The sequence below is a fragment of the Candidatus Hydrogenedentota bacterium genome (assembly GCA_035416745.1).
Lineage (GTDB): Bacteria > Hydrogenedentota > Hydrogenedentia > Hydrogenedentales > SLHB01 > UBA2224.
This window is the reverse complement of record DAOLNV010000010.1, coordinates 1-13394: the sequence shown is the minus strand read 5'-3', so window position 1 is coordinate 13394 and position 13394 is coordinate 1. Positions and strand designations below refer to the sequence as shown.

General features: G+C 61.0%; 10 protein-coding genes. 2 read left to right on the top strand and 8 right to left on the bottom strand.

Features of this window, described 5'->3' with window-relative positions; genetic code table 11:
* Window positions 1-62: 62 nt before the first annotated feature.
* Both PLJ71_05560 and PLJ71_05555 read right to left on the bottom strand, forming a co-directional pair.
* The gene (locus PLJ71_05560) at window positions 63-2222 is read right to left on the bottom strand and encodes a hypothetical protein (protein HQM48133.1); all 2160 of its coding nucleotides are present in this window, start codon (window positions 2220-2222) and stop codon (window positions 63-65) included.
* A gap of 183 nt (window positions 2223-2405) precedes the next feature.
* Entirely contained in the window at window positions 2406-3653 is a 1248-nt protein-coding gene (locus PLJ71_05555) for an MFS transporter (protein ID HQM48132.1), read from the bottom strand.
* A gap of 898 nt (window positions 3654-4551) precedes the next feature.
* Here PLJ71_05555 and PLJ71_05550 point away from each other — a divergent pair.
* Both PLJ71_05550 and PLJ71_05545 read left to right on the top strand, forming a co-directional pair.
* Window positions 4552-5418: a glycerophosphodiester phosphodiesterase family protein gene (locus PLJ71_05550; protein HQM48131.1), complete on the top strand. Its 867-nt coding sequence runs from the start codon at window positions 4552-4554 to the stop codon at window positions 5416-5418.
* A 125-nt stretch (window positions 5419-5543) separates the two neighbouring features.
* Window positions 5544-6488, top strand: coding sequence for a twin-arginine translocation signal domain-containing protein (locus PLJ71_05545; protein HQM48130.1), 945 nt, complete (start codon window positions 5544-5546; stop codon window positions 6486-6488).
* A gap of 3 nt (window positions 6489-6491) precedes the next feature.
* On the opposite strand, the gene PLJ71_05540 is transcribed toward PLJ71_05545, so the two are convergent.
* The 6 genes from PLJ71_05540 to PLJ71_05515 all read right to left on the bottom strand — a co-directional run.
* A complete protein-coding gene (locus tag PLJ71_05540; GenBank protein ID HQM48129.1) occupies window positions 6492-7565 on the bottom strand; it encodes a uroporphyrinogen decarboxylase family protein in 1074 nt (357 codons plus the stop codon).
* Window positions 7566-7714: 149 nt separating this feature from the next.
* Window positions 7715-9442: a hypothetical protein gene (locus PLJ71_05535; protein ID HQM48128.1), complete on the bottom strand. Its 1728-nt coding sequence runs from the start codon at window positions 9440-9442 to the stop codon at window positions 7715-7717.
* A gap of 15 nt (window positions 9443-9457) precedes the next feature.
* Window positions 9458-10312 (bottom strand): creatininase family protein, encoded by an 855-nt coding sequence (locus tag PLJ71_05530; GenBank protein HQM48127.1) that lies wholly within the window; start codon window positions 10310-10312, stop codon window positions 9458-9460.
* Window positions 10309-11592 carry a DegT/DnrJ/EryC1/StrS family aminotransferase gene (locus PLJ71_05525; protein HQM48126.1) on the bottom strand — a complete coding sequence of 428 codons (1284 nt, stop codon included), beginning with the start codon at window positions 11590-11592 and terminating at the stop codon, window positions 10309-10311. Before PLJ71_05525 ends, PLJ71_05530 begins: the two co-directional genes overlap by 4 nt.
* Before the next feature lie 72 nt (window positions 11593-11664).
* Window positions 11665-12414, bottom strand: a complete 750-nt coding sequence (locus PLJ71_05520) for a carbohydrate-binding family 9-like protein (protein HQM48125.1) — start codon at window positions 12412-12414, stop codon at window positions 11665-11667.
* A partial coding sequence (locus PLJ71_05515) for a hypothetical protein (protein ID HQM48124.1) occupies window positions 12411-13394 on the bottom strand: 984 nt, incomplete at its 5' end. The genes PLJ71_05520 and PLJ71_05515, both read right to left, overlap by 4 nt.

Genomic DNA, 13394 nt, shown 5'->3' with positions numbered 1-13394 from the left:
CTTCGCCGCTGTTTTGATCCCGGTTCAGCAACGTGTTTCCATCGTTCGCGCGTAGCCGGGTCCTACTCCCCGATAAATCCGTGAGCGCGGCCCATGTAGTAAGCAAGCAGGTATGGGACCCCCTCGCGAAGGCGCATGCCCTTGCCGTTGTTGGCGAGCGCCCAAGGGTCCAAGTCCCAATAGGTCTCGTGCCGCTCATCGATGGGGAAGACCTGTCCGTCGCACCGTTTCCCCGCGCCGGACGGCCTCCCGGACTCGTCCAGAAGCGGCGTCATATCAATCCGGTGGGCATTCGACATGGGCCAGTCCACAAGGTCGAGCGGATAGCGCTTCAGGGTATCAACGCTGTCGTCGAAACACTGCTTCGGCGGCGAGATGTTGGTATCACCCCATTGGTCGCGGCGGGTCTTGCCCAAGCAGCAGGCGACATAGACGAAGTTCGTAAAAGCGTTGCGCTCGGTTTTTTCATGTTGCCAGTGGGTATAGATTGCGTGGTAGTACATGCTGAGCAGCTTCGGGTCGGTCTCGTAACGAATCAGGTGGTAGTAGTTCATGTAAGCCATATTGTCGTCGGGTTGGTGGCCCACAAAGCCAGGGCCTAAAATGCATTTCGGCTGGGTCATGCCGTTCATGGCATACCCGTGTTCCAGCGCAAGTTCGAGGTAGATGTCCCGGTATTTCGGGTCGCCGGTGATGTGATGAGCTATGGAAAGGTACGTGAGAATGCTGAACGAATTCAGACCACGCTCGTCGCACCATGCTTCGTTCCGGTTCAGGTCATCGGGAGAGAAATGGCCCCAACGCGTCGGCTGACCGTCGTAATCCACCAGGTTGTAGCCGTGGGAGAGAATGTGGTCCATGATGCGCCGGACAACCTCACGCACGGCGTCCTTCTCGGTCTCCGTTTCACATACGCGGTCGAAATAAAGCGCATAACCAAAAAAGTGCCCGTCAAGTTCATCGGAACTCGAGTCATTCTTCCAGTACCATAGGCCCGATTCATCAATGGGCCAGCGGGGCTGAATGATCTTCCACAGGGCATCGCGCTCCTTGCGCCGGATGTCGTAGGCGCGATCAAACGCGGGATTGGGGTCAGCCCCGGAAACAGGCAGGACGGCCCTCGCGGTAAACCCTCCAGGCGCCGGATGGGTGCCGCCCTGGGTCACTTCGCTGAGAAAAGCAAGTGCGCGGAAAGCGTTGGCTGCGTCCCGCTTCAGCTTTTCGCGTCCGGTGGCCGCATAGCCCAGGCTTGCCGCGCCGAGGTACAGCCCCGTAAAATGACCATCGTTATCGGTGAAAACCGGCACGGCGGTGCTCTTGTCGCCCGCAACAGAGAGTTCGGCCGGATTCACGTAGCCGAATTGGGTGCGGCGGTGGTACTTCTCGAGCTCGTCCTCGTAAAACGCTGCTTTTTCGGCCAAGGTCATTGGCCGGTATGCGATGCACGATACGCCGCCCGCTGTCGCCAGCCACGCATTTCCCTCTGCGTCAACGGCGATGTCCCGCACGTGATTGTCGAGCAGCCAGCGCCGTCCCTGGCGGAACGACCATGAGCCGTCCCGGTAACAGATCGCGCCGTTGGTTGTGCCAAACCAGACCCCCTTGGGCCCGGCGGTCATGCACGTGAAGTCATTGTAGGGCAAGCCATCGGAACCCGTGAAAAGTCTCCATTCATCATCCGTAACGCGGCATCCGACCCCTTGCGGCGCGGCAAACCACAGCCTTCCGGATGTGTCGTAGGCCGCCGCGCGGACATCGATCGGCGCCCACCGCACCGCGCCCTGACGGGGAAGAGCCATGCGCCAGTGCAGGCCGTTTCCCACATAAAGACCCTCTCGACACGCTACGGCGTATTCTCCCTGGTTTTCGGCCACCGCCCGAATCTCCAGCCTGGACCCGGCCGCTTTACACAGACGCGCAGTCTGTCGTCCGTCCAGTTTTGCCGGGGACGCGATACCGGGCTCTGAAGTTCCGGCCTCTCGCCATTGCTCGCCGTCGAAGATGGCCATTCCCTCCGCCGTCTGTGCGAATATGACCCCGTTCGCACCGACGCCCACCCTGCTCACGTCGTTGTCCGGCAGACCCTGCGCCGTCGTATATGCCCGATGAACTTGCTGTTCGAAAACGCCAACGGGAATCGGAAGTTCATATCCGGCCTGTTGGCTATATGCTGCGTTACAAATCAAGAACGGCAACAGTAGCCCTGGGATTGCCTGGCGCATGGGGTTTCTCCTGTGGTCATCATGCAATCCGATGGTAAGAAGACTTTCGGCCCTTTCGAATTGTTCTCTGACAATTTCCACGATGCAGTTTAGCAAATGTCTACCGGAGGAAGCAGCACAACCTGGAACCCGAGGACGACGAACGGTGCTATTGGGGGAATAGAGTTTCCTGAAGCCAGTTGCTCAAAGACCGTTGCTGTCAAGAGCCGGACGCGACGCCGGGCGCAGCGTCGCGAGTCCAATTGCGGCGACGGCGGCGAAAACGGCGCCAGCAAGGAATGTGGCTGAGGGGCCGACGGCGCTCCAAAGCGCGCCAGCCAAGATACTTGCGAGGAGCAGCGCTCCGCCGCTGACGAGGTTGAAAATGCCGAACCCCGTGCCGCGCAAGCGCTCCGGCACGGTGTCGGCGACCAGCTTTGACAGCAAGCCTTGAGTGAATGCCATGTGCAGTCCCCACAGAGCCGCACCGCCGAAGACAGCCACCATCTCCGTGGCGATGGCCAATACCACGTCCGACGCCACTAACAGCACGAGCCCCGCCAGCAGCAGGACGCGCGGGCGGAATCGATCCGCCGCCGCGCCGGCGGGGTAGGCCGCCCCTGCATAGAATACGTTCATTACGACCATGACCACCGGCACGTAACCTGGCGCGAGCCCGATATCCTGTGCGCGCAAAACCAAAAAAGCCTCGCTGAATCGGGCGAGCGTGAAAACCGCCCCCAGCAGCACAACCAGCCAGTAACGTAACGGGAGACGTCTCGCGTCTGCCAAGGTGAGCGGCGCTTTGACGTGGCCATCTGTGCGCTCCTTCTCTGGCTCACGCACGAAAATAAGGAGCAGCGCCACCGCGATGAAGGCTGGCGCGACCGCCACCCACAGCACCGCCCGGATATTGCCCGCAAGCCATGCCATGAACGCCACCGCAAGCAATGGGCCGAGCAAGGCGCCCGCCGAGTCGAGCGATTGGCGCAGCCCATACGCCGCCCCGCGCAATTCCGGCGCCGTGATGTCGGCTACCAGCGCGTCGCGTGGCGCCCCGCGAATGCCTTTGCCAATGCGATCGACAAACCGAGCCGAGAATACCCAGCCTATCGACTCGGCCAGCGGGAAAACCGGTTTGGTGAAGGCCGCGAGCCCGTAACCGAGGATCATCAGGAATTTGCGCTTGCGCAGATAATCGCTCAGCGTTCCCGAGAACACCTTCAGGATCGCCGCTGTCGCCTCGGCGATGCCCTCGATTATCCCGACAGTCACCATGGACGCGCCCAAGGTGGTGACCATGAATACCGGCAAGAGGCTGTGGATCATCTCTGAGGAGGCGTCCATGAACAGCGAGCCGAATCCCAGCGCCCAGATACCCGCCGGCAACGCGCGCCATGCCGCGCGAAGCGGTTTATGGGATGATAGTCTGTTCGAAGCGCGCCCACTCATAACATGGTTGCCAAGGTCTTGCGAGAGCGCGCCCACAAGAGTTCGATTGCGCCCCTTCGCAGGATCTGTGACGGCCTGTTCATCCTCACAATCAGCCTCCGTTTCGTCCGGCAGCAGGAGTTTCGCATACGGGGCCGAAAATGCGCAAGCAGCGAGTCGTGGGATTCTTCCCATGCCATTTCACGCGGGCTGAAAGCCCCGCACATCGTCCAAACGGGCGCGGGAATATTTGCATTTCAGGTTCCGGGAGATGGATGCGGGATGATATCCGCGGTTCCGCAAACCGGATTCGCGGTCCGGCACGCCCGGCGGTTCCTGGACGCAAAGAGGGGGCGGAGGACGGCAAAGTTGACGGATTGTGGGATGACGTTGTTTCGGGCTTTCAGCCCTTCCCTTTTGTTTGGTGCCCTTTTCCTGGCCCTTCAGGCCAGGCTGGTATGTTTCGCGCCGTTGGCGCTGAAAAGGGGGGCACCCTAACCCGGGGGGACATTTCGCGCCGTTGGCGCTGAAGAGGGGGACACCCTAACCCGGGGGTACATTTCGCGCCGATGGCGCTGAAGAGGGGGGCATCGCGACCCGGGGGTACGTTTCGCGCCCTTGGCGCTGAAGAGGAGGCATCGTAACCCGTGAGTGCGTTTCGCGCCGATGGCGCTGAAAAGGGGGACACCGTAACCCGTGAGTGCGTTTCGCGCCCTTGGCGCCGGAGAATCCCGGCTCAACGGGGTCTGCGAATCGCATGGCGCTGTATCCCCGTTTCGCCGGCGCGCACTCTGGGATTGGGGAGTATGCTGCGAGGTCCTGGGGGCTCATTGTGTGCTAGAATCGCGCTCCGGGCTATTGCAGGGGTGACTCATGCTGGTCGTGGCAGATCCACGACCGCATGGAGAGGAGTATCACGATGGGTGTTTTGTGTGGCATTGCCGCGTTATTGGGTATGGGCGCTCTGGGCACGGGCGCGAATACAGTGCAATTTCAAGCGCACCGTGGAGGCCTCAAGGAAGTGCCTGAAAACACTTTGGCCGCGTATCGGCATGCCTGGGATTTGGGCGCAATTCCTGAAGTGGATATTTGCGCCACTGCCGACAATGTGATCATCTGCCTTCATGACGATACCCTCAAGCGCACCACCGATGCCCGGACCAATCAGGAAATCCCTGTTTCCCGGCTCACCTTCGAGGAGATCCGCCAATGGGACGCCGGCCGCTGGTTTGACGCCAAGTACGCCGGCGAAAAGGTCCCGAGTCTTGAGGAAGTCTTCCAGGAGATGGCGCGCCGGAAAAGCGCACAGATCTATCTCGACCTGAAGAATGTCAGCCTGGATGACCTAGGTGTGCTTATCGGGAAATACCGTGTGGCTAACCGCGTGATTTTTTCACACAACAAGGCGGAGTCGTGCCGGAAGATGCGGGAGGCCGTCCCGGGATTGCGCACGATGTTATGGATCGGCGGCGAAGTGCCCGAGATTCAGGAAACATTCCGAAAAGCGGCCGCGGACGGTTTTGATGGGCTGAACCAGGTGCAATTGCACCTGCACACCGCTCCGGACGCCGAGGGGGGCGTCCGGTATCTCATGAGCGAGGATTTTCTTCGGGAAGCGTTGATGGTAGCGCGGGAGAAGAACGTCGACTTGGAGGTGCTCCCGTTTGCGTTCGATTGTTCGAGCCTCTCTGGCCTGCTGAATCTCGGTATACGCTGGTATGCCACCGACGAGCCTGAGCGCTTCGTGTCGTGCGTGCAGGAGCATTTTGCCACAACCCCCAGATGACGCGCTTTCACTGAACAGCCTCCATCCGGCCCTCACATGAGCGAGGCATGGTTCTCTTCTCTGCCTTGCCGCGCCGGAGTGACGGTGTTAAGATGACTGCGCAGTTTCGCGAAAAGGAGGGGGACATGGACGAAGAACACGGCCAGCTTCGCGTGAATCGCAGAGATTTCATTGGGCATGCGGGTTTAGCCACCGCGGCCGTGGCTGCGGCAGCCGGCGCCGCACACGCCCAGGACGCCGCCACGAAACCCGCTGAGCTCCTGCCCACGATCCCGTTCGGCAAGTACGCGGTCACGCGGCTCATTACGGGATACAACCCCATAGGGGGGTATTCCCATGCCACAAGCAACCTGTCCGCTCATATGCGCGAGTACTTTACGGTCGAGCGGACGGTCGACCTCCTCAGACACTCTGAGGCGCAGGGGATCAACACGTTCCAGTTCGATGTCACCGAGAAGACCGAGAAGGCCCTTGAGATCCTGTGGAGCGGCGGATCCAAGCTCCAGTTTATCTGCCTGCACTCCTCGAACCCCGGTATAGCGCCTTTGTCGCGCGTCATGGAGCTCAAAGCGATCGCCATTGCCCATCACGGCGGAGTAACGGATTCGCTGTTTCGGTCGGGGCAGGCCGAAAAGGTGCACGATTTCGTGAAGCAGGTGCACGATGCAGGCGCCATGGCTGGCGTCTCGGCCCACAATCCGGCCAATATCAAGCGCATCGCTGACGAGGGGTGGGAGAACGACTTCTTCATGTGCTGCGCACATTACGTCACACGGACCCGCGAAGAAATGCAGAATGAACTCGGCCAGGTCACGTTCGGCATGCCGTTCGTTGAATCCGACCCGCCCCGCATGGCCGCCGTCATCCGTGAAATCGAGAAACCGTGTCTGCTGTTCAAGATCCTCGCGGCGGGTCGCCGGGGCGACACGCAGGGGTCGGTAGGCGAGGCGTTCCGCTGGGCGTTCGAGAACATCAAGAAAACCGACGCCGTCATCGTGGGAATGTTCCCGGAGTTTCACGACGAAGTCGCCATGAACGCGGAGTTCACCCGCAAGTTCGCGCAGGTGTGATTTTCAACCGTTGCATCCGCTGGCGCCCCGCGCCTCCTCCGCAAACGCGACGATGTTCTCCCACGGCGTTTCCGGCTGGATCAGGTTCGATGGACACAAGAGCGCGCAGTTGTCCTCCGCGCAGACCTGTTTCGTGGCGCGGACCCATCTCCGGATGTCATCGGGCGTGCCGAACGGCAACAGGTTCTGAGCGCTAATCGTGGCGCACAGGACGATGTCGCGGCCGTATGCTCGCCGCATTTTCCGGAAGTCCATGCACTCGGGCTGCACGGGATGAAGGATATGGAAGCCCAGCTCGACAATGTCGGGGACGATGTCGTCGATCTTGCCGCAACTGTGCAGGAAGAATATGCGGTTCGGGTATTGGCTTCGAACGGCGTCGAGCACCTCGCGCCATCGGGGTTTGATGAAACGCCGCCAGAGTCCGGGGTCGATCTGCAACCCGGTTTGCATGCCCGCGTCGTCGTAGAAACAAAGAACGTCAATGCCGGCCCGGGCGGATTCCAAAGCCAGAGTCCGGGTGTATCCCGTCACTTTTCGGATAACAGTCTCGGCCAGTTCCGGAAAGGCAAGCAGGTCCGTCATGAACTGTTGCATCCCGCGCAGCCACCACGACCATTCATAAATGCTCCCCGTATAGCCAAATACGGGGTAGCCCCGCGAATGATGGGCCTCGACGGTCTTGGATGTGCTGCCAGAGTCGATGATGGGCGTGGGAAACGCTTCGATCTCGCTGGCGCCCGCGGCATTTGCCAACGGCGGAAAGGTCCTTTCGTACGTTCCCGCCGCGCCGCCCGCCCAATGGCCGATACCCCATTCATCGAACACTGTTCCGGGTTCAACGGCGGCATGAAGCGCGGCGGGGTCGTCTCCTCCGAAGCGGGTCGCCAGCGACGCCGTGCGGAAATCGTAGTCGAAATACTCCTCCGGGTGCTCGGCCTCCGTCTCTTCGCGAAACCGGTTCAACACGGGCGCGGTGAACCCCGGGGTCGCGCCCACATCAAGCGTGAACGGAATCCAATCGGCGCGTTCATGGCTGGTCACCCGTCCGAAATTCTCGCTCGGGCTCTTATTCACTCGGGTACTCCCAATTCCTGCCCAGTGAGTTTACAGAATCACGCATACAGGTTCACGGTCAGGTCGACTGTGACAGAGCCGGCCCAGCCTGCGTTGCGGAGGTCTTCTGGCATTTCCATGTCCGCTGAAAGACCGGCCAGGTTCTTCGTTCACGACCCGCTGGCGTGAATTTCGACTTGGGCAACAAAACCGTGCTTCTCCCCGTCAAGCTGGATAACGAGGTGCTCTTCTCCAAGGCGGTCCAGCACCGAGTACGGTGCGTTCTCGCCGTTGACCGAGACACGCAAGGATCCCTCACGGAGCTTTCTTGCGGGAAACATCACCGGGATTCGCCCCGCAAGACCCGATACGGTGCAGAAGATGCCTCCGCTCTCATCCTGTTCCACGGCCACGCGGGCTTCGGCGCGCCAATCGATAAACCGGAGCCACTCGTCCGCATTGTATATCGGAGCGCCGGCCCCGTGCAGACGTTCGAAGACATGTTCCATCACAGGGCTGCTGTATGTGCAGAAACTCACCGGATGCGAAAGCATGGGCATGGCCGTGTGATTCTGCGCCAGGGCGGCGTCCAGGGCGGCGTCAAACGCGGAGCAAGCGGCGTCGCGGTGGTCGCGCAGAAAGGGGATCAGGCTCTCGTCATCCAGAATCACAAGAGGTTGTTGCCAACAGTCGTGCATGGTCCCGTCGCGGTCGCAGAACTTCAGGGGCCGCCCGGAGCCGCACATGTATTTGCCCCAGAGCCCTGATGAGCCCGGCAAATACGCGAACAACAGCCGGTATCCGTTTTCGATGTGTGCCGGCGCCATGGCCATATAACTCGGCCATGGCGCGCAATGACATTGAAGGGTCGGGCTTACTGGGCCGAACCGCGCGGCAAAATGCGCGGTTTCTTCCTTCAACCCTTCAGGAAGCGCAAAATAGAGTTCATCGTCTCTGGCCAGGGGGTCCACGTGCGGCCCGAAAGTATGTCCCCGGGCCCGCAATGCGGCCACATCGGCCTGGGAGAGTTTCGTCGCCCTCATCAGATAGAAAGTCGCAGCGCCTCCTTGTTTCTCGAGCGCAGACGCCAGCGCGCGGAACTGACTGGGCTCGGAGTAATCGCCGTCGCTCTCAAACACTCCCGCCGTGGCGTAAGCAGCTTCTTCGTAGTACCAGAGCCGGGGCAGGGGATAGGGGGCCGCGTCCGTCAGCACCCGCGCCAGAAGCTGGCCGTGGAGGTCGGCTTGAGGCAGGTGTGCCGCGCCCGGGTCCACGTGACTCTCGAAAAGGTCCAACGCATGTGGCCAGTCCCATGTGCGGCATGTGGTGTAGCCCCCGAGAGCCGGATTTCCGAACCGAATGCGTGCCACCGTCTCCGCCACGTCGTAGAAGAACAACGCAACCTGTCCCTGACCGTACGGGGTAGCGACAACGGCGGGGTGGCCGGTCTCGCGCCACTTCTCGTCGAGCGCGTCCGCTATGACACGCCAGCCATGAGCGGCCTCGGGCAACCCATGGCTGGGGATGGGCAAATGAGTCTGAATGGGCACTTCCGTTGCCGGGTAACCTCCGTGAATACGGACGGTTCCAGGATAGGTCACGCTTGAGGCGGCGGCGAACCCCAGTTCTTTGACAACAAGCGGTTGCGGCTGAAGAAAGACCACGCCCGCGCCCCGCCGCGCCGCCTCGAGAAGAAGTTCTGCCTGTCTCCGCCGCAGGAAACTCCGCGTTACCAGGATGAGTTCGGCCCCTGTGAGTTCGGGAAGGACCCCGGCCGCAAGGTCTACGAGCGTGAATCCCGTCAGCCCCTCTGACGCCAGAATGTGTTGAGCGAACCGCCCGTAGGCGTTCTCCGGCTGGCTGGAGTTTACAACGACGTATCTGTTCAGGCTGCGCATCGTGGATAGTGTCGCTCAGATGTCAAAAATGAGCGGTTCGGGCGTGAACGGTATTTCCTTGTATACGCCGTCGGCCTTGGACTCCAAGTCCAGGATCCGCGCCGCCCCGTCGCGCACGACGCGTTCGACGATCCGCTCGCCGGTTTCGCGCGACGCCCGCTCCGGGTACCCCATAACGCCCACCCGGATGTCGGGACGCTGGGTCATCCGCGGGACCACGAACTTGCTGTCCACGATCTTCTCCGCGTGCTGATAATTGTCCGGATGCTCGATTTGCAGCGAGAGCAATGGCTCGGGGTCCAGCGCCAGTTCGTCCAAGCGCACCAGGCCGGGCTCCAGCGCCATCACCAGCGAGGTCTCGACCCATCCCGCGTGCCAGTCGCCTTCACGGAAGGCGCCAGACCATGTGTTGCCATCGCTCTCCAGTTCCCAAACCGGCAGGAGAGCTACCATAGCCTGTTCGAATGCCGGATTGACCCTCAACAGCACCTTTATGGCGTTATCCAGAGCGCGGGCATTTTCGCTGCCGCCGTGGCACAGGAGCAGGTAAAAGTTGCGGAAGCCCTGGGACACCAGCGACACCAGCATGTCGCTCAATACAAGGGACATGACAGCGGGGGAGATGTTGATGGTCCCGGGCAGTCCGCCCCCGGAAAACGAATGGTGCATTGCAGGCGCCACGAGAATCCCTGTGCGTTCTCCGATGCGCCGCGCGATATGCGTGGCGATCAGAGCGTCCGTATTGAGAGGCAGATGATACCCGTGCTGCTCGATCACGCCCAGGGGAATGATAATGGACCGGCGTTGCCCGAGATAGTCCCGAACCATCTTGACGGTCATATGCTCCATGACGGGAAACGGATTGCTCATGCCAATTCCTCCTTGTGCTTGAGCACTTTCGCGACCGCGGCCGCGATGTCGTGCATATCGCCGTGGGTTCCCAGGAATACCTGCTGCGGCAGCCACACCGCCTCGCCCGAACAAGCGCGTTCCGCGACGGGACAACGGGCCTCGAAGGCCGCGTAGTCCATGTCGCCGTGATACGCCGTACCTAAAGGAAAGGCCCCGTTGATGAACTGTTTCTCGATGAACATCGGGTTCTTGTACAACGCAAACGGGTAGCCACAGGATGCCGGGATGCCCTCTGCAACAAGCGCTTCCACGAACTTCGCGCGGGGAACGCCCACTGACTTCTCATCATAACGGAAGATATACAGGTGATAGCCGTTCATGGTCACGCGCCCATCCTGAACAAGCGGCCTCACCCCTTCCATGGCGAGCAGCAGCTCGGTCAGGTATGAGGCATTGTCATGGCGGACGCGGTTTTGCCCGGCAAGCCGGGTCATTTGCACGCGCAATAGAGCGGCTTGGAACTCGGTCATGCGGTAGTTCCAACCGAGCCGGTGAAACTCGTACCATGGGCGCCCCGGTCTCCGCCCGGCCCATGTCAACGCATCACACTCGGCGGCAACGGTCTGGTCGTTCGTGCACAGGATGCCCCCTTCGCCCGCGGTCATGTTCTTGCTCGCCTGGAAGCTGAATGAGCTGAACGTGCCAAACGAGCCCGCCTTGCGGCCTTTCCATTCGCATCCGTGCGCATGGGCCGCGTCTTCGAGCACAAGCAGGCGGCGTTTCCTGGCTATCTCAAGCACCCGGTCCATGTCCGCGGGCTGGCCGCCGAAATGTACGGCCATGATGGCGCGTGTACGGCTGGTGATGGCCTCCTCGATGCATCCGGGAGCGATGTTGTAGGTGTCCGGGTCGACGTCCACGAACACGGGGACGAGATTGTTCTGTAAGACGCACGTGGCGCTGGCTACATACGTGTATGCGGGGACGATGACCTCGTCGCCAACGTCGAACTCAAGCGCGCGAATGCCCAATTCCAGGGTGGCGGTCCCGTTCGCGGCGGCAATCCCGTACCGGCACTCGTGATGCCGCGCGAATTCTTCCTGGAACATCGCCACCTGGCTGCGCTCGCCCGCCGCCTGCTCAGCGAGATTGACCCCCTGCCCAAACGCGAACCGCCACCACTTGCCGCTTCGAAGCACTTCCACCAGCGCCGATTCTTCCGCTTCATCAAAGACCGGCCACCCGTGAAACGGGGCGGTCCGGAGCGGTTTTCCACCCGAAATTGCGAGTTGTACCATAGATTCCGATCCTCCACCCTCACGCCCGGGTTTCTTTCGTGACTGGCGGCTACGCATTGAAAGCTGTGGCGGTTAGCGTTCGAGCCGGAGCGCGGCATATCCGTCGTGGTAGTGATAACTCGTGACCGGCAACTGCGGCGTCATGCTCAGTTCCGGGCCGCGCAGGGGTAGATACCGCGAGTAGTTGTAGCGCGCCACCAGGATGGTCCATGCCGCGCCGGGACCGGACGCGTCGCCGAATCCTTTCAACTCGCGGACGGGGATAGCCATCTCGCCGCTCCAGCCCGTGTCACGGTCCTTCCAGTCGTTCAACGTGCCCTGGCATTGCGCCGCGACATGCAATTCCATGACATAATCGTCGCTGCTCTTGAGTCCCATGCGACCGCTGCCGGGGAACCATAAATGCGTCTTTTTCCCGTGCGGCGTCACATACAACTCCCAGTACCAGGTATTGGCCTCGGGTTTCAGAAAGACCTCCGCCAGGTCGCCCGTAAGATAGTGGTGCTCCTGGTCCTTCTTGCCTTCCGCGACGATATCCGAATCATTGTATTGCACCCCGACATACAGGAATTCCTCATCCCACGCCAGCCGGACCTCGCCTGTCTCGTGCAGGGTCTCCCCCTTTTCCTCGTTGTCCCTTCCCAGGTGCAGGGGATATGGCGTTGCCGTTTTCCAGACATCGTCGTCCAGTACGCCGTCCATCTTCACGGGCGTTTCGGTGAACTTTGCCACCATGACCGGGCGCTCCGAAGGCGGCGCGCCGCCAAATCCTATTGCGCCCGCCAGAACCACAACGGCGGCAACCATCCCCTGATTCCTCATTGTGCATCCTCCCCCCGTCCCGGCTCTGCGATATTCATGCGCTCGAGTTCCTCGGCGTCCAGATCGTCGAGGTTGCGGTGGCCGACCACGGTGCCGTCGTCACGGTCGTCGCGGACCGCTGTTTTCAACGCGCTGAGCATCTCCTTCAGATTATGCACGCCGCCGACGCCCAGCCAGACCGTGATGATGACCGACATCGCAAACATGAAATAGCAGTACACTTTCCAGAGGGTCATCCATGAGCTGTCTTCAACGGTTGTGCTGAGCGCATAAAGTGTCCCCACGACGAAGACGACCAGGAACAGAAACGAATACGCATACGAACCGATGACCAGACAACGGTCGCCGAAGGAATACTCGGGGCCCATCGCAAGAGCGCGAAGACCCGTCACGGGGACTGCGCTCCCTTCGCGCGCATACTTGCCGCGGTGCAGGATCCGGTCCATGTCGCAGGCACGGCCGCGGCCGGTGGCCAGCGACACCACGGCGTAGACGCCGGCCGAAGCGACCATGGTGTAAAACCATAGCACCTGGGCGGTAATGGGACACTTCGTGCCCTCCAGTTTGGGCCATTCTCTGATCGCCCGTGTCCAGAATCCCGGGAACACATCTTGCACGATCGTTTGGGTGTTTGGCCAGAAGTAGGTCATGTACCAGCCCACGACGGCCAGCGTCATGCCGGTTACGGCAGCCGCCCACGCTCCCGCGGTATTGCCGTACTTCCAATACAGCCCTCCGATGATGGCTGCGCCCGCCCAGCCCAGGTAGATCGTGCCTGTCAACGCAAAATACATGAGGATATCTTGCTGTTGATTGAAAAAGAGGCTGAACAGGAATATGAAGATAGCCACGCCGACGATAGACACGCGCAGCCAGCGAATGTGCTGCTTAGGCCCAAGCGGCGTGACCTCCCCGCGCAACGTGTTGCGTATGGGCAGCACAACGTCCTGGATGAAAATGCTGCCCCACGTGTGAAGATA

Bases quoted from the DNA above. Each gene is read 5' to 3' on its own strand.
- PLJ71_05560 (HQM48133.1), bottom strand. From the start codon at position 2,222: ATGCGCCAGGCAATCCCAGGGCTACTGTTGCCGTTCTTGATTTGTAAC.
- PLJ71_05555 (HQM48132.1), bottom strand. From the start codon at position 3,653: ATGAGTGGGCGCGCTTCGAACAGACTATCATCCCATAAACCGCTTCGC.
- PLJ71_05550 (HQM48131.1), top strand. From the start codon at position 4,552: ATGGGTGTTTTGTGTGGCATTGCCGCGTTATTGGGTATGGGCGCTCTG.
- PLJ71_05545 (HQM48130.1), top strand. From the start codon at position 5,544: ATGGACGAAGAACACGGCCAGCTTCGCGTGAATCGCAGAGATTTCATT.
- PLJ71_05535 (HQM48128.1), bottom strand. From the start codon at position 9,442: ATGCGCAGCCTGAACAGATACGTCGTTGTAAACTCCAGCCAGCCGGAG.
- PLJ71_05530 (HQM48127.1), bottom strand. From the start codon at position 10,312: ATGAGCAATCCGTTTCCCGTCATGGAGCATATGACCGTCAAGATGGTT.
- PLJ71_05525 (HQM48126.1), bottom strand. From the start codon at position 11,592: ATGGTACAACTCGCAATTTCGGGTGGAAAACCGCTCCGGACCGCCCCG.
- PLJ71_05520 (HQM48125.1), bottom strand. From the start codon at position 12,414: ATGAGGAATCAGGGGATGGTTGCCGCCGTTGTGGTTCTGGCGGGCGCA.